The sequence below is a fragment of the Pseudomonas sp. 86_A genome, from assembly GCF_017491705.1.
In the GTDB taxonomy this organism is placed as follows: domain Bacteria; phylum Pseudomonadota; class Gammaproteobacteria; order Pseudomonadales; family Pseudomonadaceae; genus Aquipseudomonas; species Aquipseudomonas koreensis.
Genome location: NZ_JAFGYS010000005.1, coordinates 243,585 through 265,268 on the forward strand (window position 1 = coordinate 243,585; position 21,684 = coordinate 265,268).

The following is a 21,684-nucleotide window of genomic DNA, read 5'->3' on the forward strand; positions in this document are numbered from 1 at the left end:
CGTCCCCTTGTAGGAGTGAGCCTGCTCGCGATGGCAGTGTAACTGTTGGTGCATGACTTGAATTTGATCTCCCCATTCAGGTGCAAAATCAGCCCAAAAAACCGCCTTATTTATATCCTGTGCACCATTTAATTTCATAACTGCGACATTTTGCGCTGTTGCTGTGCGCAATTCGTTTGTTACAGTCCGGCTCAATCGCTTCCAACGACAATAAATTTGCCGAGACTTTTCCCATGATCGAATCCGTCGAATCCTTCCTCGCCCGGCTGAAAAAACGCGACCCGGATCAACCCGAATTCCACCAGGCCGTCGAAGAAGTCTTGCGCAGCCTGTGGCCGTTTCTCCAAGCCAATCCGCATTACCTGAGCTCGGGGATTCTGGAGCGCATCTGCGAGCCGGAGCGAGCGGTGGTGTTTCGCGTGTCGTGGGTCGACGATCAGGGCAAGGTCCAGGTCAATCGCGGTTTCCGCATCCAGATGAACAGCGCCATCGGCCCGTACAAGGGCGGCTTGCGATTCCATCCTTCGGTGAACCTGGGCGTGCTGAAGTTTCTCGCCTTCGAACAGACCTTCAAGAACTCCCTGACCTCACTGCCCATGGGCGGCGGCAAGGGCGGTTCGGACTTCGATCCCAAGGGCAAGAGCGACGCCGAAGTCATGCGGTTCTGCCAGGCATTCATGAGCGAGTTGTACCGCCACATCGGCTCGGACGTTGACGTGCCGGCCGGTGACATCGGCGTCGGCGCGCGGGAAATCGGTTTTCTGTTCGGCCAGTACAAGCGCCTGAGCAACCAGTTCACCAGCGTGCTGACCGGCAAGGGCATGACCTATGGCGGCAGCCTGATTCGTCCGGAAGCCACCGGTTTCGGATGCGTCTATTTCGCTGAAGAGATGCTCAAGCGCCGCGGGCAGACCGTCGAAGGCAAGCGCGTGGCGATCTCCGGCTCCGGCAACGTCGCCCAATATGCGGCGCGCAAGGTCATGGACCTCGGCGGCAAGGTGATTTCGCTGTCCGACTCCGAAGGCACGCTGTACTGCGAGTCCGGCCTGAGCGAAGCGCAATGGCTGGCGCTGCTGGAATTGAAGAACGTCAAACGCGGACGCATCAGCGAGCTGGCCGCAGCGTTCGGCCTGGAATTCCGCGCCGGGCAGTTGCCGTGGTCGCTGCCATGCGACATCGCGCTGCCATGCGCTACCCAGAACGAACTCGATGCTGAAGCTGCGCGCACGTTACTGCGCAACGGCTGCGTGTGTGTGGCTGAAGGCGCGAACATGCCGACCACGCTTGCGGCTGTGGATATCTTCATCGAGGCGGGGATTCTGTTCGCCCCGGGCAAGGCTTCGAATGCTGGCGGGGTTGCGGTCAGTGGATTGGAGATGTCGCAGAACGCCATGCGCCTGCTATGGACGGCGGGCGAGGTGGACAGCAAGCTGCACGCGATCATGCAGTCGATCCACCACGCTTGCGTGCATTACGGCGAAGAGAACGGGCAGGTCAATTACGTCAAAGGCGCGAACATCGCCGGCTTCGTCAAAGTGGCCGATGCGATGTTGGCGCAGGGCGTGGTTTAAGCCGGTTCGATGCGGATCACTTCAATCACTTGATCGCCGGCGGGGCGCTGCCACAGCACCTCATCGTTGAGTCGCGCGCCAAGCAATGCCCGGCCCAACGGTGAGCCCCAATTGATCAGGTCTTTGCTGGCGTCGGCCTGATCTTCACCGACCAGTTGCACCCGGCGTTCGGTGTTGTGTTCATCGGCGTAGGTCACCCAACTGCCGATCTGTACCTTGTCGGTGGAGGTGGCTGTGGTCGCGACCTGCGCGCTGCCCAGACGCTGGTTGAAATAGCGCAGATCCCGTTCCAGATCGGCCAGACGTTGCTTGTCGGCCTGTTCGCCCTTGGCCGATTGCTCGGCGTGCAGGCTTTGCAGCTCGGCGACTTTGGCCTGCAGCTGGGCCAACCCCTGCGGTGTGACGTAATTGGGCTGCGCGCTGACCTGTCGTTCGACGGGCTGATCGGCTTGCGCGGCGGCGTTGTCTTCGTTGACGAAAGCGCGGCTCATGGTGTCCTCCTCTGCATAGAGTTTGGGCCATGGTCGCCGGCATTTGGTTTCACTGGATGTCTGGAAACGACCTATTGCGAGCGATACGCCCGTCCGGCGTCCTGATCTTTTTGCTGCTGCCAGGCACGTTCGCGTTCGTCCCAGTGCTCGTTGCGGTACTCCTCGCGATCCTTGTTCTCCAGCATCGCCTGACACTGGCGGAAGCCGTCGGTCCAGCCTTCGGCGTATTGCTTGTCCTTGAGATAGCGCGGCACGTTCTTGCGAAACTCGCCGCTGATCGAGCCGGCGGCTTGTCGCCCACTGACGCAACCGTCATCGAAACCATCGGCGAAGGCCGGCGGATAACCTTTGGCGATCAAGTCTTCATGGGTGGTCTGGCAACCCCCGAGCAACAACAAAACACTCAACAGTCCCGCACACCGCCACATCGCACTCTCCCGCGCCGATATTCGGCTGATAGGGAAAGTCTAGAAGGGGATTCGTTGATGGGGTGTGAAAGAAAGATCAAAAGATCGCAGCCTGCGGCAGCTCCTACAGTTGGAATGCATTTCCCCTGTAGGAGCTGCCGCAGGCTGCGATCGTTTCAGTAGTGATACCACTTCACTTCAAGCATCACTTCAGTCTCCGGCGTCGCCAGATGACTGAATTCACGCTGCGCACTCAGGCGCAAACCGAGGTTGCGCGACAACTCCCACTGCTGGTTCAGGCTCAGGCTGCGACGCACTTCGCCGTTGGTGAAGTAATCGCCCTTGGCCTCGACACTGAGATTGCCCAGCGGGTTTTTCCACAGCACGCCGGTGTTGAAACCACCGGCCGGCGTGACGAACCCGGCGAAGTCACTGTTGTGCTCGATGCGCACGGTACCGAGGGCAAACCCGAGCGTGTCTTCGCCCAACTGCCAAGTGCCGCCACCGCCGCCGTTGACGTGGCTGACCAGGGTTTCGTCATCATGCTTGCCCGGCACGCGCTCAAGGCCGCCGGTGACTTGCCATGACAGCGGTTGCAGCAACTCATTGCGCGGCGTCAGCGAGCGGATGGTCGCCAGGTCCAGTTGCTGGAACTGCCACTGGTTGCCTTCGTATTGGCGCAGTTTCATCTGCAGGATTTCGATCTGCGCGCCGAGGGGGAAGCTTTCGGCGTTGTCGTTGAGGTCGTGATAGGCCATGCGCAAGCCGTACTCACCGAAGGCGCGATCGCCCCGGGTACCGACGCCGGCCTGCCAGGTGCGCGATTCGTGGCCGTCTTCCGGCAAGCCCGGTTGCGGAATTTCCAGCTCCGGCGCCGGGTTCTTGTTGATCGCGCGCAGCAGTTCGAAGCTGCGCTGCGCCCGTTGCGCATCACGTTCCTGACCGTTGGCGCGGTAGCGCTCCAGACGATACGCGGCATCGATGATCAGCGCCTGACGATCCCGGGGCAGGGCCTTGAAGGTCGGGTCCTGCAGCACCTGTTGATCGGCGCTGACTTTCAGCACCCATTGTTGTTCGTCGCTACTCAAGGGCTCGGCGCGGCTGAGCAGTTCGCGCTCGCGGGACGGGCGGTATTCGATACTTTCCACCAGCCCGGCCTCTTTCACCGCTTTGACCGTGTCGGTGGGAATGGCCGTCAGCGGGAATTGCTCGGTCAGGCGCAGGCTCGGGCGCGCCACTTGCAGCAGTTCGAGCAGGCGATACGAGCAGTTTTCGTCGAAGAAGAAATAGTCGAACTGGATCTGCTTCAACTCCCACACGTGCTCGACCATGCGCGCGGTTTCGGCTTGGGTCAGGTTCAGCCGGTATTCCCACAGGTCGCGGTTTTCCAGGCTGCGGTACTCGGAGAGTTTTTCCTGGTAAGGCACCAGCGCGAACAGCCCCGGATAGCCGCCCATCAAACCTTTCCAGGCGTAAAGAATGCTGTTGTCGGAACCCTCGATGTAGGCGCCGAAATTGATCGCGTAGCTGAGCAGCGAGGTCTTGTCGGCCTGCACATCGGCCTGATCGATGCGCAGCAGGGTGTGGCCGAACATCGATGACGGGCTGTTGAGGTACGCCGCCGGGAAGATCATCACCGCGCTGTGCGGCGAGACATCCTTGAACCACTGTTTGAATTCGGCGCAATCGGGGGCGGGCAGGTCGCTGAGGTTGAGCTGTGCTTTCAGCCAGCGCGTGCGCGCCGGGTAGACGCACTGCGCATGTTGCTCGCCGAGACTGGCCGGGGCGTACAGCGCTTGCACGGTGGCGGCCAGTTCATGGTCAGGGTGTTCATTGCCGTCGGCGGCAAGAAAGAATTTCTTGTCGCTGACATAGCTGCGCCAGCCGCCGAGCTTGGCGGTTTCGTAATGGCCGAGGGAAATCCAGAAGCGATCGTTGGCCAGTTGCTGCAAACGTTGAGGGTCGATGTGGGGCGCGGCGGACAGCGGGGCGCAGACACAGAGCGCCAGCCAGGCAAGGCGTTTGAGCATAAGTGGCAACTTAAGTCGAAAGAAAAACAAAGACCCCAAGCAGGTAATACCAGGTCAATTCTGTAAGGAACCTGTGGCGAGGGAGCTTGCTCCCGCTGGAGTGCGCAGCGCTCCCGGCTCTTGAAGGGCGGGGCCGCTGCGTGCGCTAGCGGGAGCAAGCTCCCTCGCCACAGGATTCAGCGTAATGCTTCAACTGACCTGGCTTCGCTCAAAAAGGGCGGGCCGAAAAAAACAAAACCCGCTTCCCGAAGGAAGCGGGTGGGTCGAGCTTAAGCCTGAGTTGCGTACTTGGCCAGACGAGGGTCCGATTTCAGTACGGCCAGGGTGTTGGTATGCACGTCTTCGGCGGTCACGTCAGCCTTGCTGAAGATCTGCTGGAAGTGCTCGTGAGTGACAGCGGCGAAGTGCGCACGGTCTTCCGGCGCCACGCCCAGTACCACGGCATAAGTCGTCAGCGCTTCGCCGTTGCCTTTTGCCATGTCTTCGGACAGCTCGTTCATCATGCCATTCATGGCGAACCAGGATTTACCGCCGTAAGTCAGCGACGCGTTGGTCGAGCAACCGTTGGTGCCGGAAGTCATACCAAACGTGGCGTTACCGGAGGTGCCGTTGGTGGTGGATGCCAGGAAGTGTGCCGGGGTGCCACGCTGACCTTCGAACAGCATGTTGCCCCAACCGCAATCCGGACCGCCTGGCGCTTGAGCCATGGCATTGAGGGAAACAACGGTGAAGAGAGTACCGAGAAGAATCCGTTTCATAGCTTTGTTCTCTTTATGTGCATACCAATGGACAGGGTTCTGGCCCCCCAAGTGCTGCCTAGACAGACCCTTTTGAAGCCAGTGGGCCGGTTATTAGTTCCAGCCGCGCAGTTTGGAGTTTAGGCACGTTCCTGTGGTTCCGTGATTTTTTGCTGATTATTCGTTGAAAACCCCGGTTTCACGGGGCGGGCCGCGCGGCACGGCGTTTGTCTATGCTTTGACACGTGGCGCGCCTTGCCAGTGGGGCACGGGCAGCGCCAGAATGCCGCTATCTGCCCCGCCTGATTGTTAAGGAAGTCCGATGCCTGATCCTGTTGCTGCCAGCTTGCGTCTAGCGCCTGAAGCGCTGACCCGTCCGTTTTCCGCTGAACAGTTCAGCTTCACTACCACCAATGATCTGGAGCCCTTTCGCGGTGTGCTTGGCCAGGAACGTGCGGTCGAAGCCTTGCAGTTCGGTGTGGCCATGCCACGCCCCGGTTACAACGTGTTTGTCATGGGCGAACCCGGCACCGGCCGCTTCTCGTTCGTCAAACGCTACCTGAAAGCCGAAGGCAAACGCCTGCAGACCCCGGCGGACTGGGTCTACGTCAACAATTTCGATGAACCGCGCGAACCCCGCGCGCTGGAGCTGCCTTCGGGCACGGCCGCTGCGTTCATCGGTGACATCGGCGGCTTGATCGACAACCTGCTGGCGACGTTCCCGGCGGTGTTCGAACACCCGTCTTACCAGCAGAAGAAGAGCGCCATCGACCGCGCCTTCAACCAGCGCTACGACAAGGCGTTGGACGTCATCGAGCGTCTGGCCCTGGAAAAGGACGTCGCCCTGTACCGCGACAGCAGCAACATCGCCTTCACCCCGATGCTCGAAGGCAAGGCGCTGGATGAGGCCGAGTTTTCGCAATTGCCGGAAGCCGAGCGCGAACGTTTTCACGAGGACATTTCCGGTCTTGAAGAGCGGCTGAACGAAGAACTCGCCAGCCTGCCGCAGTGGAAGCGTGAGTCGAACAACCAACTGCGTTCGCTCAACGAAGAAACCATCACCCTGGCCTTGCAGCCGCTGCTGTCGCCGCTGTCGGAGAAGTACGCGGAGAACGCCGCGGTCTGCGGTTATCTGCAAGCGATGCAGGTGTACTTGCTGAAAACCGTGGTCGAGCAACTGGTCGACGACAGCAAGACCGACGCCGTCGCCCGCAAGCTGCTGGAAGAGCAATACGCGCCGAGCCTGGTGGTCGGTCATCCACACAGTGGCGGTGCGCCGGTGGTGTTCGAGCCACACGCGACCTACGAAAACCTGTTCGGGCGCATCGAATACACCACCGATCAGGGTGCGCTCTACACCACCTATCGCCAGTTGCGTCCGGGTGCGCTGCATCGCGCCAACGGCGGCTTCCTGATTCTGGAAGCGGAAAAAATGCTCAGCGAGCCGTTCGTGTGGGATGCGCTGAAACGCGCCCTGCAATCGCGCAAGCTGAAGATGGAGTCGCCGCTGGGCGAGATGGGCCGCTTCGCCACCGTGACCCTCAATCCGCAGCACATTCCGCTGCAGGTCAAAGTGGTAATCATTGGTGCACGGCAGTTGTATTACACGCTGCAGGACCTGGATCCGGACTTCCAGGAGATGTTCCGGGTGCTGGTCGACTTCGACGAAGACATCCCGATGGTCGACGAAAGCCTGGAGCAGTTCGCCCAGTTGCTGAAAACCCGCACCTCGGAAGAAGGCATGGCGCCGCTGACCGCCGACGCGGTTGCGCGTCTGGCCACCTACAGCGCGCGTCTGGCCGAACATCAGGGACGTTTGTCGGCGCGGATCGGCGACTTGTTTCAGCTGGTCAGCGAGGCGGACTTCATTCGTCACCTGGCCGGCGATGAAATGACCGACGCCGGACACATCGAACGGGCGCTGAAAGCCAAGGCCACTCGCACCGGCCGCGTATCGGCACGGATTCTCGACGACATGCTCGCCGGGATCATCCTGATCGACACCGACGGCGCGGCGGTCGGCAAATGCAACGGCCTGACCGTGCTCGAAGTCGGTGACTCGGCATTCGGTGTGCCGGCGCGGATTTCCGCCACGGTTTACCCGGGTGGCAGCGGCATCGTCGACATCGAGCGCGAGGTCAACCTGGGTCAGCCAATCCACTCCAAGGGCGTGATGATCCTCACCGGGTATCTGGGCAGCCGTTATGCCCAGGAATTCCCGCTGGCGATTTCCGCGAGCATCGCGCTGGAGCAATCCTACGGTTACGTCGATGGCGACAGTGCGTCGCTGGGCGAGGCGTGCACGCTGATTTCGGCGCTGTCGAAAACCCCGCTCAAGCAGTGCTTCGCGATCACCGGTTCGATCAACCAGTTTGGTGAAGTGCAGGCGGTCGGCGGGGTCAACGAGAAGATCGAAGGTTTCTTCCGCCTCTGCGAAGCACGCGGGCTGACCGGCGAGCAGGGCGCGATCATTCCGCAGGCCAACGTTGCCACGCTGATGCTCGACGAGAAGGTCCTGGCGGCGGTGCGCGCGGGGCAATTCCACGTGTACGCCGTGCGTCAGGCTGACGAGGCGCTGAGCCTGCTGGTGGGCGAGCCGGCCGGTGAGCCGGATGCCGATGGTCAGTTCCCGGAGGGCAGTGTCAACGCACGGGTGGTGGAGCGGTTGCGGGTGATTGCCGAGATGATCAGCGAAGAAGACCTGAAGGAAGCCGAGAAGGAACTGGCGCAGGAGGCGTTGGCGGAAGCCAAGCCGGCCTAAGCCTGGCGCGGTCAAACTGTAGGAGTGAGCCTGCTCGCGATGGCGGTGTGTCAGTCGGCAAAAATGTTGCCTGACGCGCCGCCATCGCGAGCAGGCTCACTCCTACATTTGTTTTCAACATTGGTTATTGCGGTGATCTTCAGGAAAAGTGCCACTACTCTGACGTCAGAATTCACACAATGACCATTCGGCGCCTTCTGGTTCTATCTGGCTTGCGCGGCGGACTTTTCTTCTATTCTCAGCTCAAGGACATCGACAGTATCACTGGATCGAAACAGCCTTCGCGTGAGGGCTGAATACAGGTTTTACCGAGGGTCGCCGCCATGTCGCGCAACCTCTGCCTCACCCGTCAATGCCTGGGTCTTGTGACCCGTATCGAGTGCGCCATCAAGCCGTTGGCCGGCGATAACGGCATGTGGACTCTGCTCTTCGCCGCCGGCATGGCCGGTGAGCAACCTTCCGCGATCAAGGCCCAGGGCCCGTTCCACGGGCCGGTCGCCGCCGAGTCGATTCTCGACACCATTGTTGAAAGCCTGACCATGCACGGCTATGAGTTGGCCGACGATCCGCAGATCTGGAGCCTGCACCTGCAGGCACAGCTGCGCCAGATCAACGGTGGACGCGGGCGTCCGGTCGGCGTGTTCGACCATTAGGCGAAATCACGGCGCAGTGTCGGGCAACTGCGCCTTGTCGAGCTTGACCTCAAAGCCGTATTGCACGGTATTGAGTTCGGTTCGCTGATAGGTCTCCACGCGCGTTGGACGGCCATAGAAATAATGCACGCCAAACAGCGCCGGGCCTTCCGCGCTCGCATCGTGGCTGACCGAGAGAATCTGTTTCAGGTAGTTGCCACTGTCATCCTTGACGAAGAATCGCCAGGCGTTGGCCGGGAACCGTTTCAGGTCCACCACCAACATGTTGTTCTTGATCTCCAGACCTTTAGGCAGCGATTTGGCGTCGTAGGCTTGTTTGTCTACGGTCGCGAGGAACAGCGGCATCGAACCCACGGCAATCGCCGGGGTTTCCGGGAACAGGTTCAAATCATAGGTGATGGTCGCTTGCAGTGGATCGACCTGATACGCCTCGGGCGGCAGTTCGATTGGCTCGTCGAGTTTGCCACTGCGTTTCTCAGTGAAGAACGTCACCGGGCTTTCGCCTGGGCTGAAGTCATCGCCGAGCAATTCATCGTTGAAGGTTCTGCGGTGGGAGAACTCGATGCGTGCAGCGCTCGGCTCTTCTACGGACTGATGGATGCGAACGCCGGCCTTCAGCTCTTCCTCGGTCAGGCTCGCGCCCTTGAGCCAGTTCGGCGCCAGATCGTCATACACCACCACCGGCAGGTCCAGCGGCTGGATGGCTTTGTCCGTGGTGTGTTGGTCGAACGTGCGCACCGGCAGGTCCAGGGCCTTGCGGGTCACGGTCACCGACGAGAAATCGAGCACGCTGACTTCCAGGGTCTCGACAGGGCCGTTGAAGTAGACCTTGTTGTAGCGGCGCGGGTGCTGCTGCTCGAAGGCGTGCTGCTCGTCCTCCAGCTGTTTTTCCAGGATCTCGCTCCAGGTTTTCTGCTGTTGCAGATGCGCCAGTTGTTTCTCGTAGAACGCCACTTGTGCCGGGCTCTCGTTGATCGAGCCGGCGCGCACCAGGTATTGCCCGGTAGTGTCGCGGGCCTGAACGATCAACGGATTGAGCTGCGCCCCTTCGACCTCGGGGGCCAGGGGCAGGCTGTTACTGAATTCGACTTCGGCGTAGTTCTTTTCCAGCTTCAGCAGGGTGACGCTGAGGTTGTCGTCGGTGCGGGTCTGGCCGACGTCTTTCTGGCTCAGGTTGAAGCTGAACAGGCGGCGCGGGGTGATGACTTCGACTTTACCTTGCAGGCTCACCGGTTGCGGCTGGTTCTTCTTGTCCACGTCCAGGCCTTCGATGAACGGGTAGGTCACGGTCAGGTCATCGGGGTTGTTGACGTTGGAACTGGACGGGCTCAACTGGATGCCGGGGTCGGTTTCCGACCACTCCGGCTGATAGGCGATCACGCGTTTGTTGCTCAGCGTCACCGACTGCCATTCCACGCCGTGGGGAAACAGGAAGCCGCCGGGAATGTTGAGATTGAGGGGGAATACCGGTTGCAGGTCGGTGAGGTAGTCGGAGCTGGCGTCCTTGTGCAGCACGAACAGCCCGTTGATGAAGGTATCGACCAGCGTCTGCGGGGAAGGGTAGTGCTTGAGGATGCCCAGGGTGTCTTCGCCGTACACGGTTTTCAGCGGTGTGCTGTCGAGCTTGAGCTGCGCGCGCTCCAGCAACAACAGTGAGCCGCCGAGTTCGGTCACGGCGTCCTTGAGCTTCGGATCGGTAATCGCGTCCAGTGAATGTTCGAACGTCGCCGTTTTGGCTTCGAGGCTGACCGAGGGTTTTTTCTCCTCGCCGGGAGAGCAGCCACCGAGCACCAGCGCGAGGCAAATTCCGGCAGTCGTCAACGGCAATCGCACATCCATTTCCAGTCGTCCTGTCCACTTTCGCTAGGCGGTCAATGGTTTGGACAGTAGCAGAAAAAAAATCATGCACACACGCAGGTTGCGCTGATTTGAGATGCGAGCCGGGCGGTTTCTGGCGGTCACAGGTGACTGTTATACTCGCCCCCGATTACAACCCCCCCTTGTGTGAGATTCAATGGAACGCTTTTTCGAAAACGCAATGTACGCCTCGCGCTGGCTGCTGGCGCCGATCTACTTCGGCCTGTCCCTCGGGTTGCTGGCGCTGGCACTGAAATTTTTCCAGGAAGTCTTCCACGTCATCCCCAACGTGTTCTCGATGGCCGAATCGGACCTGATCCTGGTGCTGCTGTCTCTGATCGACATGGCGTTGGTCGGCGGCCTGCTGGTGATGGTGATGATTTCCGGCTACGAAAACTTCGTCTCGCAACTGGATATCGACGACAACAAGGAAAAGCTCAACTGGCTGGGCACCATGGACTCTTCGTCGCTGAAGATGAAAGTGGCGGCCTCCATCGTGGCGATTTCCTCGATCCACCTGCTGCGGATTTTCATGGATGCCAAGAACGTCGATCCCGAGCACCTGATGTGGTACGTGATTATCCACATGACCTTCGTGATCTCGGCGTTCGCCATGGGTTACCTGGACAAGGTCACCAAGCACTGATCACTGATTGATCGCTGCAAAAACACCGCCCGTCTGTTGCGAAACAGACGGGCGGTGTCGTTTGCGGCTTGTGCTTTGGTGCGCGCGGGCATATCCCTGTAAGGGTCTTCGCTCGCCACCACGTGAGGTGCGTTCATGAACCTGCAAGAGTTGAATGCGTTTGCCATTGCCAGGAAGGTCGATGAGCTGAACCTGATCTCCATGGAGGGCGGGATTTATCTGCTCGAGGCGCGGATGCACGGGGCGGCGTACCCGCTGAGTGATCCCAAAGGGAAGATGCTGACGCTGCGTTCGGTGGAGCATGCGCGGGATTTGCTGCATAACTTTCCGGTGCTGCCGTTCAACCTCGTGCACACCTCGGTACACGATGAAATGTGCGGACTTGGTGCCAGTGACGAGGAAAGCCTGAAAGTGCCGCTGGTCTGGCGCTCGGCCCTGTAGGCCTTGCGCGCCATCGCCAGGCATCTGTGCTAGTCTGCTCGCCCTTTTAGGTTCCGGGCGCGCCGGGACGCGCTGTGCACGCACGGCAAGTCTGATGGCCGTCCGCACAGCGGAGCAGTGTCATGTCCGAAGTAAATCTGTCCACCGACGAAACCCGCGTCAGCTACGGCATCGGCCGTCAGCTGGGTGACCAGCTGCGCGACAACCCGCCACCGGGTGTCAGCCTCGACGCTATCCTGGCCGGTCTGACCGACGCATTCGCCGGTAAGCCAAGCCGCGTGGATCAGGAAGCAATGTCCGCCAGCTTTAAAGTGATCCGCGAGATCATGCAAGCCGAAGCCGCCGCCAAAGCTGAAGCCGCCGCAGGCGAAGGCCGTGCGTTCCTGGCTGAAAACGCCAAGAAAGAAGGCATCACCACCCTGGCTTCCGGTCTGCAATTCGAAGTGCTGACCCAGGGCGAAGGCGCCAAGCCATCCCGTGAAGACACCGTGCGTACTCACTACCACGGCATGCTGATCGACGGCACCGTGTTCGACAGCTCCTACGATCGTGGTCAGCCAGCAGAATTCCCGGTAGGCGGCGTGATCGCCGGCTGGACCGAAGCCCTGCAACTGATGAATGCCGGCAGCAAATGGCGCCTGTACGTGCCGAGCGAACTGGCTTACGGCGCACAAGGCGTTGGCAGCATCCCGCCGCACAGCGTTCTGGTATTCGACGTCGAGCTGCTGGACGTTCTGTAATCCCGGGCCTGCCTTGATGGCAGGCTAATGTAGGAGTGAGCCTGCTCGCGATGGCGTGTTTTCAGTCGACTGATGTGTTGTCTGACACACCGCTTTCGCGAGCAGGCTCACTCCTACAGTTTTTACCGCGTTTCATAGTTCTATCTTGTGATGCAGCTCATGGGTCGGGCGCAAGGCCCGGGCATAGCAGAACAGGAACAGATTGCGCACCAGCTCCTTGAGCACCAGCGGTTCGCTGGAATTCAGGCTGCTGACGTCCAGATCGCCTTGATCCTGCAGCTCATGCAGGGCTTCTTCTTCCAGTACCGCACAGACTTCTCCGGTTTCCCGATGCAGGATCCTGAGGTACGGGTGTGGGCGATCCAGCCAGGCGTCGATCAAATAAGTCATGGGTCTCATCTCCTTGAAAGGTTTCAATGAGAATAATTCTTATTCGTCAAATAGCAAGTGCCTATTGGCGGATTGCGATTTTTTCCGGATAAAGATTGCGTAAGGTCAAAACGGCTGGCGTCTGGCTATTACGCGTCGGTGCAGGAGCAAAGCGGGGAGGGCGAAGCACCATCCCACGCCGGGCGCGGGATGGCTGACATCAGGATCAGACTTTTCTGACGAACTCGGACTTGAGCTTCATCGGGCCGATGCCGTCGATCTTGCAGTCGATGTCGTGATCGCCGTCACACAGGCGGATGTTCTTGACCTTGGTGCCAACCTTGACCACCAGTGAAGTGCCTTTGACCTTCAGGTCCTTGATCACGGTGATGGTGTCGCCATCCTGCAGGACGTTGCCGACCGAATCCTTTTTCACGGCATCATCGGACGCCACTTCGGCTTCGCCGCTGGCCGACCACTCGTGGGCGCACTCAGGGCAGATCAGTTGGGCACCGTCTTCGTAGGTGTATTCGGAATTGCATTTCGGGCAGGGTGGCAACGTGCTCACTAAGGCTCCTTGAGGGATGTGGTTCGCTAAAAGTCGCACATTATATAAGGTTTTAGCGCTCAGAGGGCAGGCAACAAAAAGCCGCAGGCTTCTGGGGAAGGCTGCGGCTCTTTGATTGCGCGGTGATCAGTGTGTGCGGGCGACCGCAAATTCACTCAGTTCCACCAGTGCATCGCGGTACTCGCTGGCCGGCAGTGCGTCGAGGCACTTGATCGCACGGGCCACGTAGTCGCGGGCCAGTTGCGCGGTGTACTCCAGCGAGCCCGAGGCTTCCACGGCAATGCGGATGCTTTCGAGGTCTTCGATCCCGCCTTTCTGGATCGCCTGACGCACCAGCGCCGCCTGTTCAGGGGTGCCTTCGCGCATGGTGTAGATCAGCGGCAGAGTCGGCTTGCCTTCGGCCAGATCGTCACCGACGTTCTTGCCAAGGGTCTCGGCGTCGCCCTTGTAGTCGAGCAGGTCGTCGACCAACTGGAACGCCACGCCCAGGTGATCGCCGAAGGTGCGCAGGGCTTCGCTCTGCTCGGCGGTGGCACCGGCCAGCGCCGCCGCGCTGTGGGTCGAGGCTTCGAAGAGCATCGCGGTCTTGCCGCGGATGACTTCCATGTAGGTTTCTTCGGTGGTGCTGGCGTCGCGCACCTTGGACAGTTGCAACACTTCGCCTTCGGCGATGATGCGCGTGGCCTGGGACAGGATCTTCATCACCGGCATCGAGCCCAGTTCGACCATCATCTCGAACGAGCGCGAGTAGAGGAAGTCGCCGACCAGTACGCTCGGGGCGTTGCCCCACATGGCGTTGGCGGTCGAGCGGCCGCGGCGCATGCCGGACATGTCGACCACGTCGTCATGCAGCAGGGTTGCGGTGTGCAGGAATTCGATGGTGGCGGCCAGCAGACGCAGGTCATCGCCTTCGCGGCCGAGCGCCTTGCCACACAGCAGCACCAACAAAGGACGCAGGCGTTTGCCGCCGGCCGAAGTGATGTAATCGCCGATTTTCGATACCAGCGGCACTCGGGAAGTCAGCTGCTTCTTGATGATGCCGTCGACGGCGCTAAAATCGTCCGCCACCGCGCGGTAGAAAGCTTGGGGTTGCATCAGCGACAGTTGCTCCAGAAGGGTTGCGCGGCATGCTAGGACCCCCACCGGGGCCTGTCAAGGCGCGATGGACGGCCACTTGCGTGACTCTCGCGGCTTGCGTACAATCGCGCACCCTGAACTTCCTGGGCAGCACCTGCCTTACGCAATTGCACTTGGGCCGTTCCAGCCCCATGCAGCCATGCCAGCCAATACCTCTTCTTATAAAGAGCTGGGTGAGCAGGATTATCGGAGAAATACCATGTACGCAGTAATCGTTACCGGCGGTAAGCAATACAAGGTCGCTGAAGGTGAATACCTGAAGATCGAAAAACTGGAAGTCGCTACTGGCGAATCCGTGACTTTTGACCGCGTTCTGCTGGTCGCCAACGGCGACGACGTGAACATCGGCGCACCTGTTGTTGCTGGCGCAACCGTCAAGGCTGAAGTGATCTCCCAAGGTCGTCACGATAAAGTCCGCATCATCAAGTTCCGTCGCCGTAAGCACCACATGAAGCGTATGGGCCACCGCCAGTGGTTCACCGAGATCAAAATCACCGGTATTCAGGCTTAATTACAGCCTAATTCCTCACTAGGAGAATTGAACTCATGGCACACAAAAAAGCTGGTGGTAGTACCCGTAACGGTCGCGACTCAGAAGCCAAACGCCTTGGCGTGAAGATGTATGGCGGCCAGGTCATCAAGGCCGGCAACATCATCGTGCGTCAGCGCGGCACCCAATTCCACGCTGGCTACGGCGTTGGCATGGGTAAAGATCACACCCTCTTCGCGAAAATCGAAGGCGTGATCAAGTTTGAAGTAAAGGGCGCCTTCGGTCGTCGTTACGTGAGCGTTGTCGCGGCTTAATCGCGAGATCGCTGGAAGAGCCCTGTCTTGCGACGGGGCTTTTTCGTTTGTGGGGTGAGTCTCTTGCAAAACTGTTTGTATGGGCTGTCGGCGTGCGATGCAGGTCGTGTTTTGGAGTCGCTGCGCTCATTTTTGCAAGAGTCTTATGTCTTGATTGTTTTTCGGCTCGTCCGTATGGCGAGAGGCGTTGAGTTATGAAGTTTGTAGACGAAGTATCGATCCGCGTAAAAGCTGGCGACGGCGGCAATGGCTGCATGAGTTTCCGTCGGGAAAAATTCATTGAAAACGGCGGCCCGAACGGCGGTGATGGCGGTGACGGCGGTTCCATCTACATGATGGCCGACGAAAACCTCAACACCCTGGTCGACTACCGTTACACCCGGCACTTCGATGCCGAGCGTGGCTCCAACGGCGGCAGCACCGATTGCACCGGCAAGAAGGGTGAAGACCTGATCCTGCGCGTGCCGGTCGGTACAACCGTGATCGACTCGGCCACCCAGGAAGTGATTGGCGATCTGACCAAGGCCGGCCAGAAACTGATGGTGGTGCAGGGCGGCTGGCACGGTCTGGGCAACACCCGTTTCAAATCCAGTACCAACCGTGCGCCACGCCAGACCACTCCGGGTAAGCCGGGTGAGCAGCGTGACCTGAAACTGGAAATGAAAGTGCTGGCCGACGTCGGTCTGCTGGGCTTGCCGAACGCCGGTAAAAGTACCTTTATCCGTTCGGTGTCGGCCGCCAAGCCGAAAGTCGCCGACTACCCGTTCACCACGCTGGTGCCGAACCTCGGTGTGGTCAGCGTTGACCGCTGGAAAAGCTTCGTCATCGCCGACATTCCGGGGCTGATCGAAGGCGCTTCCGACGGTGCTGGCCTGGGCATTCGTTTCCTCAAGCACTTGGCGCGTACCCGCCTGTTGCTGCACCTCGTCGACATGGCGCCGCTGGATGACAGCAGCGCGCCGGATGCGGCTGAAGTGATCGTCAACGAGCTGGTCAAGTTCAGTCCGTCACTGGCCGAGCGTGATCGCTGGCTGGTACTGAACAAATGCGACCAGATCCTCGAAGAAGAGCACGAAGAGCGCGTCAAGGAAATTGTTGAGCGTCTGCAGTGGGAAGGCCCGGTCTATGTGATCTCGGCCATCGCCAAAGAAGGCACTGAGCGTCTGACCCGCGACATCATGCGTTATCTGGAGGATCGTGCCGATCGCCTGGCCAACGATCCTGCGTACAAGGAAGAGCTGGCCGATCTCGATCAGCGCATCGAAGACGAAGCCCGTGCTCAGTTGCAGGCGCTGGATGACAAGCGTGCCCTGCGTCGCAGCGGCGTGAAGTCGGTCCACGACATCGGCGACGATGACTGGGACGAAGAAGATGTGGATGATGAAGACGGTCCGGAAATCATTTACGTGCGCGACTGATTCGTTGCAGTAAACTTAAGCGCCGCTCAATCGAGCGGCGTTTTAGTATCTGGAAATCGATCGCTGGTCACCAATAGCCACGATTAACGTCATGGGCAGCGCTGGGTCGCGCTGTCCTCAAGCTAAGGTTGAAGATGATGCGGAGCAAAGTGACAGGTGCGCAGCGTTGGGTCGTGAAGATCGGCAGCGCTTTGCTGACGGCGGACGGCAAGGGGCTGGATCGCAAGGCAATGGGTGTCTGGGTTGAGCAGATGGTGGCCCTGCATGAGGCGGGCGTCGAGCTGGTGCTGGTGTCTTCCGGTGCCGTGGCTGCCGGCATGAGCCGCCTGGGCTGGACCGCACGACCCAGTGCGATGCACGAGCTCCAGGCTGCCGCTGCAATCGGCCAGATGGGGTTGGTGCAGGCCTGGGAGTCGAGCTTTGCCGAGCATGGTCGTCACACCGCGCAGATTCTTCTGACTCACGACGACCTGTCCGACCGCAAGCGCTACCTGAACGCCCGCAGCACCCTGCGTGCGCTGGTCGAGCTGAAAGTCATTCCGGTGATCAATGAAAACGACACCGTGGTGACTGACGAAATCCGTTTCGGTGACAACGATACGCTGGCGGCGCTGGTAGCCAACCTGGTCGAGGCTGACCTGTTGGTGATCCTGACCGACCGCGACGGCATGTTCGACGCCGATCCGCGCAACAATCCTGACGCGCAGCTGATTTACGAAGCGCGCGCCGATGACCCGACCCTGGATGCAGTGGCGGGCGGTACCGGTGGTGCGCTGGGCCGTGGCGGTATGCAGACCAAGTTGCGTGCGGCGCGTCTGGCGGCGCGTTCCGGGGCACATACGATCATTGTCGGTGGTCGCCTGGAGCGTGTGCTCGATCGGCTCAAGGCCGGCGAGCGCATCGGCACGTTGCTGTCGCCTGAGCGCGGCATGCTGGCGGCGCGCAAGCAGTGGCTGGCCGGGCATCTGCAGACTCGCGGCACACTGGTGCTGGATGAGGGGGCGGTGTCGGCATTGTCGCAGGGCAACAAGAGTCTGCTGCCGGTCGGCGTGAAGCGGGTGCAGGGTAGCTTCCGTCGTGGCGAGATGGTGGTTTGCGTGGCGCCGGACGGTCGTGAGATCGCCCGTGGCCTGGCCAACTACAGTGCTCTGGAAGCGCAAAAAATCATCGGTCAGTCGTCAGATGCGATTGTCGGCGTGCTGGGCTACATGGCTGAACCGGAGCTGGTTCACCGTGACAACCTGATTCTGGTCTGAGGGGAAAAACACATGCGCATGGCAAAAGGATTGTTGGGCCTGCTGATGGCGTTGCCATTGCTGGCCTCGGCCGAGGAAATCGGTCAGGTGTCGACGGTATTCAAGTTCGTTGGCCCGAATGACCGGATCGTGGTCGAGGCCTTCGATGATCCGAAGGTCGACGGCGTAACGTGCTATCTGTCGCGCGCCAAGACCGGTGGAGTGAAGGGTGGTCTGGGTCTGGCGGAGGATCGCGCCGAGTCGTCGATTGCCTGTCGTCAGGTCGGCCCGATCAAGTTCAAGGGTGAGCTGAAGGATGGCGACGAGGTGTTCAAGGAGCGCACGTCGCTGGTGTTCAAGACCATGCAGGTGGTGCGTTTCCTCGACAAGAAGCGCAATACGCTGGTGTACCTGGTCTATAGCGATCGCGTGATTGAGGGCAGCCCGCAGAATGCGGTGACGGCGATCCCGATCGTGCCGTGGGTGCCGGTTCAGCAGTAACAGCGCAAAACCCATTGTAGGGGTGGGCCTGCTCGCGAAGCGGTGTGTCAGTCAGTGATGATTTATCTGACAGATCACTTTGCGAGCAGTCTCGCTTCTACATTTTTTTGCGCTGGATTTGCCAAATCGCAGGCAATAAAAAACCGACCCTAGGGTCGGTTTTTTAATGACTACGTCGATTAAGCAGCTTCTTTCAGTGCCTTGACGTGGCCATTCAGACGGCTCTTATGACGAGCAGCCTTGTTCTTGTGGATGATGCCTTTATCGGCCATACGGTCGATAACTGGCACAGCCAGAACGTATGCAGCTTGAGCTTTTTCAGCGTCTTTTGCGTCGATGGCCTTAACTACATTCTTGATGTAGGTACGAACCATGGAACGCAGGCTGGCGTTGTGGCTGCGACGCTTCTCAGCCTGTTTTGCACGTTTTTTGGCGGAAGGTGAGTTGGCCACCGTCGAGCTCCTCGAAAGACTTTTTAGGAAATAGCAAACAAAATAGGCCGCGAATCATGCCGATGAAGACTTGTCTTGTCAAGGGCACTTGAATCGTTCCGCTAAGTGGTAGGTATGAAGAGGCGGGATATTTATTTCCGGCGCTTGACCTGTAAACTCGCGAGCTTTGGCTCTGTGCTGTTGCGGCGCGGAGTATCGCACAAGTGGGCGCATTGTTCGCCTGCTGTTTATCGACAGGCACAAATTCCCTCAATGAATCTGCTCAAATCGTTGGCCGCTGTCAGCTCTATCACGATGCTTTCCCGGATTCTCGGGTTCGTCCGTGACACGCTCATCGCTCGCACATTCGGCGCCGGAATGGCGACGGACGCCTTCTTTATTGCCTTCAAATTGCCCAATCTGCTGCGACGAATCTTCGCCGAGGGCGCGTTCTCCCAGGCATTCGTGCCGATTCTGGCGGAATACAAAAGCCAGAAGGGCGAGGAGGCGACCCGTACCTTTATTGCCTATGTTTCCGGCTTGCTGACATTGGTGCTGGCGCTGGTCACGGTGCTGGGCATGATCGCCGCACCGTGGGTGATCTGGGCCACGGCGCCCGGTTTTACCGACACGCCGGAAAAATTCCAGCTCACTTCCGACCTGTTGCGGGTGACCTTCCCTTATATATTGCTGATTTCCCTGTCCTCGTTGGCCGGGGCGATCCTCAATACCTGGAACCGCTTCTCGGTGCCGGCCTTCGTGCCGACGCTGCTGAACGTCAGCATGATCGTGTTTGCGCTGTTCCTCACGCCGTATTTCGATCCGCCGGTCATGGCCCTTGGCTGGGCGGTGCTGGTCGGGGGCCTGGCGCAGTTGCTCTATCAACTGCCGCACCTGAAAAAGATCGGCATGCTGGTACTGCCGCGCCTGAACCTGCGTGATAGCGGCGTATGGCGGGTGATGAAGCAGATGCTGCCGGCGATCCTCGGCGTGTCGGTCAGCCAGATTTCGCTGATCATCAACACCATTTTTGCCTCGTTCCTGGTGGCCGGTTCGGTGTCGTGGATGTATTACGCCGACCGTTTGATGGAATTGCCGTCCGGCGTGCTCGGCGTAGCGCTGGGTACGATCCTGCTGCCGACCCTGGCCAAGACTTACGCCAGCAAGGATCGTCACGAGTATTCGCGGATCCTCGACTGGGGTTTGCGCCTGTGCTTTGTGCTGGTGCTGCCCTGTTCGCTGGCGTTGGGCATTCTCGCCGAACCGTTGACCGTTTCATTGTTCCAGTACGGGCAGTTCAGTGGCTTCGATGCCGAGATGACCCAGCGCGCGTTGATTGCTTATTCTGTCGGTCTGCTGGGCATTATCGTGATCAAGGTGCTGGCGCCTGGCTTTTATGCGCAACAAAACATCCGTACGCCGGTGAAAATCGCAATCTTCACGCTGGTGTGCACGCAGCTGTTCAACCTGGTGCTGATCGGTCCGTTGGCTCATGCCGGTCTGGCATTGGCGATCAGTGCCGGGGCCTGCCTCAATGCCGGCCTGTTGTTCTATCAACTGCGCAAGCAAAAGATGTATCAGCCGCAACCGGGCTGGTACATGTTCGGCTTCAAGCTGGTAGTGGCGGTGGTGGTGATGTCGGCGGTGCTACTGCTGGGCATGCATTTCATGCCGGCCTGGGATCAGGGGCACATGCTGGAGCGCTTCCTGCGTCTGGGAGCGCTGGTGGTCGCTGGCGTGGTGGCTTATTTCGGCATGTTGCTGCTGCTCGGTTTCCGCCTGCGCGACTTCAATCGCAAGGCCTTGAGCTGAGGTTTCATCCTTTAAAGACGGGCACGGGCCGGCAGTTTTGTCGGCTCGATCACTTTGCATTACGGTGTTGCCTGTCGTCTGCCGTCGGGTGTGGTTATAATCGACCACTTTATGAGCAAGAAGCGCGTTATGCAGCTGGTTCGAGGCCTCCACAACTTGCGCCCCCAGCATCGGGGCTGCGTCGCCACTATTGGCAACTTTGACGGTGTTCACCGTGGTCACCAGGCTATCCTGGCCCGGCTGCGTGAGCGTGCGCTCGAGTTGGGCGTACCCAGCTGCGTGGTGATTTTCGAGCCGCAGCCACGGGAATTCTTTGCCCCCGAAACCGCTCCGGCGCGTCTGGCCCGCTTGCGCGACAAGCTGCAGCTGCTGGCCGCCGAAGGCGTTGACCGGGTCTTGTGCCTGGCGTTCAACCAGCGCCTGAGCAAGCTTAGCGCCAGCGAGTTCGTCGACACCATTCTGGTGGACGGTCTCGGCGTGCAGCATCTGGAAGTCGGCGACGATTTCCGTTTTGGCTGCGACCGCCTCGGTGATTTCGATTTTCTGATGCAGGCCGGACAAGTTCACGGTTTTACCGTGGAAGCCGCGCAAACCGTCGAGCTGGACGGCATTCGTGTCAGCAGCACCCAAGTGCGCAACGCGTTGGCCGCCGCCGATTTTGCCTTGGCCGAACGCCTGCTCGGCCGCCCGTACCGGATCGCCGGTCGCGTGCTGCATGGCCAGAAACTGGCCCGGCAACTGGGTACGCCCACTGCCAACATTCAACTCAAGCGTCGTCGCGTGCCGTTCACCGGGGTGTATCTGGTGGATGTGGACATCGACGGCAAGACCTGGCCCGGCGTCGCCAACATTGGCGTGCGGCCCACGGTGCAAGGTGATGGCAAGGCCCACCTTGAAGTTCATCTATTGGATTTTGCCGGCGATCTGTATGACCGGCGTCTGACGGTGGTTTTCCACCAAAAGCTGCGTGAAGAGCAGCGCTTCGCCTCCCTGGAGGCACTGAAAACGGCGATCAACGCGGATGTCGCCGCCGCCCGTGCACTAGCCGCACCTAGCGCCCATCGCTAATGAAGAG

General features: G+C 59.8%; 22 protein-coding genes. 13 read left to right on the forward strand and 9 right to left on the reverse strand.

Features of this window, described 5'->3' with window-relative positions:
• Window positions 1-233: 233 nt before the first annotated feature.
• Window positions 234-1,571 carry an NADP-specific glutamate dehydrogenase gene (gene gdhA / locus J5M57_RS10040; RefSeq protein ID WP_207849065.1) on the forward strand — a complete coding sequence of 446 codons (1,338 nt, stop codon included), beginning with the start codon at window positions 234-236 and terminating at the stop codon, window positions 1,569-1,571.
• Here the strand turns inward: gdhA and J5M57_RS10045 are convergent.
• From J5M57_RS10045 to J5M57_RS10060, 4 genes are all read right to left on the reverse strand, one after another.
• Window positions 1,568-2,062, reverse strand: a complete 495-nt coding sequence (locus J5M57_RS10045; protein ID WP_083367870.1) for a GreA/GreB family elongation factor — start codon at window positions 2,060-2,062, stop codon at window positions 1,568-1,570. The two genes, gdhA and J5M57_RS10045, sit on opposite strands and share 4 nt — an antisense overlap.
• A 71-nt stretch (window positions 2,063-2,133) precedes the next feature.
• Complete coding sequence (locus tag J5M57_RS10050; protein WP_064589267.1) at window positions 2,134-2,490, reverse strand: hypothetical protein; 357 nt, start codon at window positions 2,488-2,490, stop codon at window positions 2,134-2,136.
• A gap of 155 nt (window positions 2,491-2,645) precedes the next feature.
• Entirely contained in the window at window positions 2,646-4,499 is a 1,854-nt protein-coding gene (locus J5M57_RS10055) for a DUF4105 domain-containing protein (RefSeq protein WP_169843325.1), read from the reverse strand.
• A 269-nt stretch (window positions 4,500-4,768) separates the two neighbouring features.
• Window positions 4,769-5,257, reverse strand: a complete 489-nt coding sequence (locus tag J5M57_RS10060) for a DUF3015 domain-containing protein (protein WP_041065261.1) — start codon at window positions 5,255-5,257, stop codon at window positions 4,769-4,771.
• A 301-nt stretch (window positions 5,258-5,558) separates the two neighbouring features.
• Here J5M57_RS10060 and J5M57_RS10065 point away from each other — a divergent pair, with 301 nt between their 5' ends.
• Window positions 5,559-7,997, forward strand: coding sequence for an ATP-binding protein (locus tag J5M57_RS10065; protein WP_207849066.1), 2,439 nt, complete (start codon window positions 5,559-5,561; stop codon window positions 7,995-7,997).
• 323 nt (window positions 7,998-8,320) lie between these two features.
• Complete coding sequence (locus tag J5M57_RS10070) at window positions 8,321-8,650, forward strand: hypothetical protein (protein ID WP_064589264.1); 330 nt, start codon at window positions 8,321-8,323, stop codon at window positions 8,648-8,650.
• Between the two features lie 6 nt (window positions 8,651-8,656).
• Here the strand turns inward: J5M57_RS10070 and J5M57_RS10075 are convergent, their stop codons facing one another.
• Window positions 8,657-10,489, reverse strand: coding sequence for a hypothetical protein (locus J5M57_RS10075; RefSeq protein ID WP_207849067.1), 1,833 nt, complete (start codon window positions 10,487-10,489; stop codon window positions 8,657-8,659).
• 175 nt (window positions 10,490-10,664) lie between these two features.
• On the opposite strand from J5M57_RS10075, the gene J5M57_RS10080 reads away from it, so the two are divergent.
• The 3 genes from J5M57_RS10080 to J5M57_RS10090 all read left to right on the forward strand — a co-directional run bounded on the left by J5M57_RS10080 (window position 10,665) and on the right by J5M57_RS10090 (window position 12,334).
• The gene (locus J5M57_RS10080) at window positions 10,665-11,153 is read left to right on the forward strand and encodes a TIGR00645 family protein (protein ID WP_003228371.1); all 489 of its coding nucleotides are present in this window, start codon (window positions 10,665-10,667) and stop codon (window positions 11,151-11,153) included.
• Window positions 11,154-11,288: 135 nt separating this feature from the next.
• Window positions 11,289-11,594, forward strand: coding sequence for a DUF6482 family protein (locus J5M57_RS10085; RefSeq protein WP_207849068.1), 306 nt, complete (start codon window positions 11,289-11,291; stop codon window positions 11,592-11,594).
• Window positions 11,595-11,716: 122 nt separating this feature from the next.
• On the forward strand, window positions 11,717-12,334 hold the full coding sequence (locus J5M57_RS10090) for an FKBP-type peptidyl-prolyl cis-trans isomerase (protein WP_003228367.1): 618 nt from the start codon (window positions 11,717-11,719) through the stop codon (window positions 12,332-12,334).
• Between the two features lie 132 nt (window positions 12,335-12,466).
• On the opposite strand, the gene J5M57_RS10095 is transcribed toward J5M57_RS10090, so the two are convergent.
• The 3 genes from J5M57_RS10095 to J5M57_RS10105 form a co-directional block, all read right to left on the reverse strand.
• Window positions 12,467-12,724, reverse strand: coding sequence for a hypothetical protein (locus J5M57_RS10095; protein ID WP_064589261.1), 258 nt, complete (start codon window positions 12,722-12,724; stop codon window positions 12,467-12,469).
• Window positions 12,725-12,929: 205 nt separating this feature from the next.
• Entirely contained in the window at window positions 12,930-13,271 is a 342-nt protein-coding gene (locus J5M57_RS10100; RefSeq protein WP_025108781.1) for a zinc ribbon domain-containing protein YjdM, read from the reverse strand.
• 126 nt (window positions 13,272-13,397) lie between these two features.
• Window positions 13,398-14,366: a polyprenyl synthetase family protein gene (locus tag J5M57_RS10105; protein WP_007963807.1), complete on the reverse strand. Its 969-nt coding sequence runs from the start codon at window positions 14,364-14,366 to the stop codon at window positions 13,398-13,400.
• Between the two features lie 241 nt (window positions 14,367-14,607).
• On the opposite strand from J5M57_RS10105, the gene rplU reads away from it, so the two are divergent.
• The 5 genes from rplU (at window position 14,608) to J5M57_RS10130 (ending at window position 18,366) form a co-directional block, all read left to right on the forward strand.
• The gene (gene rplU, locus J5M57_RS10110) at window positions 14,608-14,919 is read left to right on the forward strand and encodes a 50S ribosomal protein L21 (protein WP_003228361.1); all 312 of its coding nucleotides are present in this window, start codon (window positions 14,608-14,610) and stop codon (window positions 14,917-14,919) included.
• A 35-nt stretch (window positions 14,920-14,954) separates the two neighbouring features.
• Window positions 14,955-15,212: a 50S ribosomal protein L27 gene (gene rpmA / locus J5M57_RS10115; RefSeq protein WP_003228360.1), complete on the forward strand. Its 258-nt coding sequence runs from the start codon at window positions 14,955-14,957 to the stop codon at window positions 15,210-15,212.
• 194 nt (window positions 15,213-15,406) lie between these two features.
• Entirely contained in the window at window positions 15,407-16,630 is a 1,224-nt protein-coding gene (gene cgtA, locus J5M57_RS10120; RefSeq protein ID WP_064589260.1) for an Obg family GTPase CgtA, read from the forward strand.
• A gap of 137 nt (window positions 16,631-16,767) precedes the next feature.
• The gene (gene proB, locus J5M57_RS10125) at window positions 16,768-17,886 is read left to right on the forward strand and encodes a glutamate 5-kinase (RefSeq protein WP_169843328.1); all 1,119 of its coding nucleotides are present in this window, start codon (window positions 16,768-16,770) and stop codon (window positions 17,884-17,886) included.
• Between the two features lie 12 nt (window positions 17,887-17,898).
• Window positions 17,899-18,366 (forward strand): CreA family protein, encoded by a 468-nt coding sequence (locus J5M57_RS10130; protein ID WP_064589258.1) that lies wholly within the window; start codon window positions 17,899-17,901, stop codon window positions 18,364-18,366.
• Between the two features lie 179 nt (window positions 18,367-18,545).
• On the opposite strand, the gene rpsT is transcribed toward J5M57_RS10130, so the two are convergent.
• The gene (gene rpsT, locus J5M57_RS10135) at window positions 18,546-18,818 is read right to left on the reverse strand and encodes a 30S ribosomal protein S20 (RefSeq protein WP_003228351.1); all 273 of its coding nucleotides are present in this window, start codon (window positions 18,816-18,818) and stop codon (window positions 18,546-18,548) included.
• A 252-nt stretch (window positions 18,819-19,070) separates the two neighbouring features.
• Here rpsT and murJ point away from each other — a divergent pair, with 252 nt between their 5' ends.
• Both murJ and ribF read left to right on the forward strand, forming a co-directional pair.
• Window positions 19,071-20,609 carry a murein biosynthesis integral membrane protein MurJ gene (murJ, locus tag J5M57_RS10140; RefSeq protein ID WP_169843329.1) on the forward strand — a complete coding sequence of 513 codons (1,539 nt, stop codon included), beginning with the start codon at window positions 19,071-19,073 and terminating at the stop codon, window positions 20,607-20,609.
• Window positions 20,610-20,738: 129 nt separating this feature from the next.
• Window positions 20,739-21,677, forward strand: a complete 939-nt coding sequence (gene ribF / locus J5M57_RS10145) for a bifunctional riboflavin kinase/FAD synthetase (RefSeq protein WP_064589256.1) — start codon at window positions 20,739-20,741, stop codon at window positions 21,675-21,677.
• The last annotated feature ends 7 nt before the right edge of the window (window positions 21,678-21,684 follow it).

Bases quoted from the DNA above. Each gene is read 5' to 3' on its own strand.
- gdhA (WP_207849065.1), top strand. From the start codon at position 234: ATGATCGAATCCGTCGAATCCTTCCTCGCCCGGCTGAAAAAACGCGAC.
- J5M57_RS10045 (WP_083367870.1), bottom strand. From the start codon at position 2,062: ATGAGCCGCGCTTTCGTCAACGAAGACAACGCCGCCGCGCAAGCCGAT.
- J5M57_RS10050 (WP_064589267.1), bottom strand. From the start codon at position 2,490: ATGTGGCGGTGTGCGGGACTGTTGAGTGTTTTGTTGTTGCTCGGGGGT.
- J5M57_RS10055 (WP_169843325.1), bottom strand. From the start codon at position 4,499: ATGCTCAAACGCCTTGCCTGGCTGGCGCTCTGTGTCTGCGCCCCGCTG.
- J5M57_RS10060 (WP_041065261.1), bottom strand. From the start codon at position 5,257: ATGAAACGGATTCTTCTCGGTACTCTCTTCACCGTTGTTTCCCTCAAT.
- J5M57_RS10065 (WP_207849066.1), top strand. From the start codon at position 5,559: ATGCCTGATCCTGTTGCTGCCAGCTTGCGTCTAGCGCCTGAAGCGCTG.
- J5M57_RS10070 (WP_064589264.1), top strand. From the start codon at position 8,321: ATGTCGCGCAACCTCTGCCTCACCCGTCAATGCCTGGGTCTTGTGACC.
- J5M57_RS10075 (WP_207849067.1), bottom strand. From the start codon at position 10,489: ATGGATGTGCGATTGCCGTTGACGACTGCCGGAATTTGCCTCGCGCTG.
- J5M57_RS10080 (WP_003228371.1), top strand. From the start codon at position 10,665: ATGGAACGCTTTTTCGAAAACGCAATGTACGCCTCGCGCTGGCTGCTG.
- J5M57_RS10085 (WP_207849068.1), top strand. From the start codon at position 11,289: ATGAACCTGCAAGAGTTGAATGCGTTTGCCATTGCCAGGAAGGTCGAT.
- J5M57_RS10090 (WP_003228367.1), top strand. From the start codon at position 11,717: ATGTCCGAAGTAAATCTGTCCACCGACGAAACCCGCGTCAGCTACGGC.
- J5M57_RS10095 (WP_064589261.1), bottom strand. From the start codon at position 12,724: ATGACTTATTTGATCGACGCCTGGCTGGATCGCCCACACCCGTACCTC.
- J5M57_RS10105 (WP_007963807.1), bottom strand. From the start codon at position 14,366: ATGCAACCCCAAGCTTTCTACCGCGCGGTGGCGGACGATTTTAGCGCC.
- rplU (WP_003228361.1), top strand. From the start codon at position 14,608: ATGTACGCAGTAATCGTTACCGGCGGTAAGCAATACAAGGTCGCTGAA.
- rpmA (WP_003228360.1), top strand. From the start codon at position 14,955: ATGGCACACAAAAAAGCTGGTGGTAGTACCCGTAACGGTCGCGACTCA.
- cgtA (WP_064589260.1), top strand. From the start codon at position 15,407: ATGAAGTTTGTAGACGAAGTATCGATCCGCGTAAAAGCTGGCGACGGC.
- proB (WP_169843328.1), top strand. From the start codon at position 16,768: ATGCGGAGCAAAGTGACAGGTGCGCAGCGTTGGGTCGTGAAGATCGGC.
- J5M57_RS10130 (WP_064589258.1), top strand. From the start codon at position 17,899: ATGCGCATGGCAAAAGGATTGTTGGGCCTGCTGATGGCGTTGCCATTG.
- murJ (WP_169843329.1), top strand. From the start codon at position 19,071: ATGAATCTGCTCAAATCGTTGGCCGCTGTCAGCTCTATCACGATGCTT.
- ribF (WP_064589256.1), top strand. From the start codon at position 20,739: ATGCAGCTGGTTCGAGGCCTCCACAACTTGCGCCCCCAGCATCGGGGC.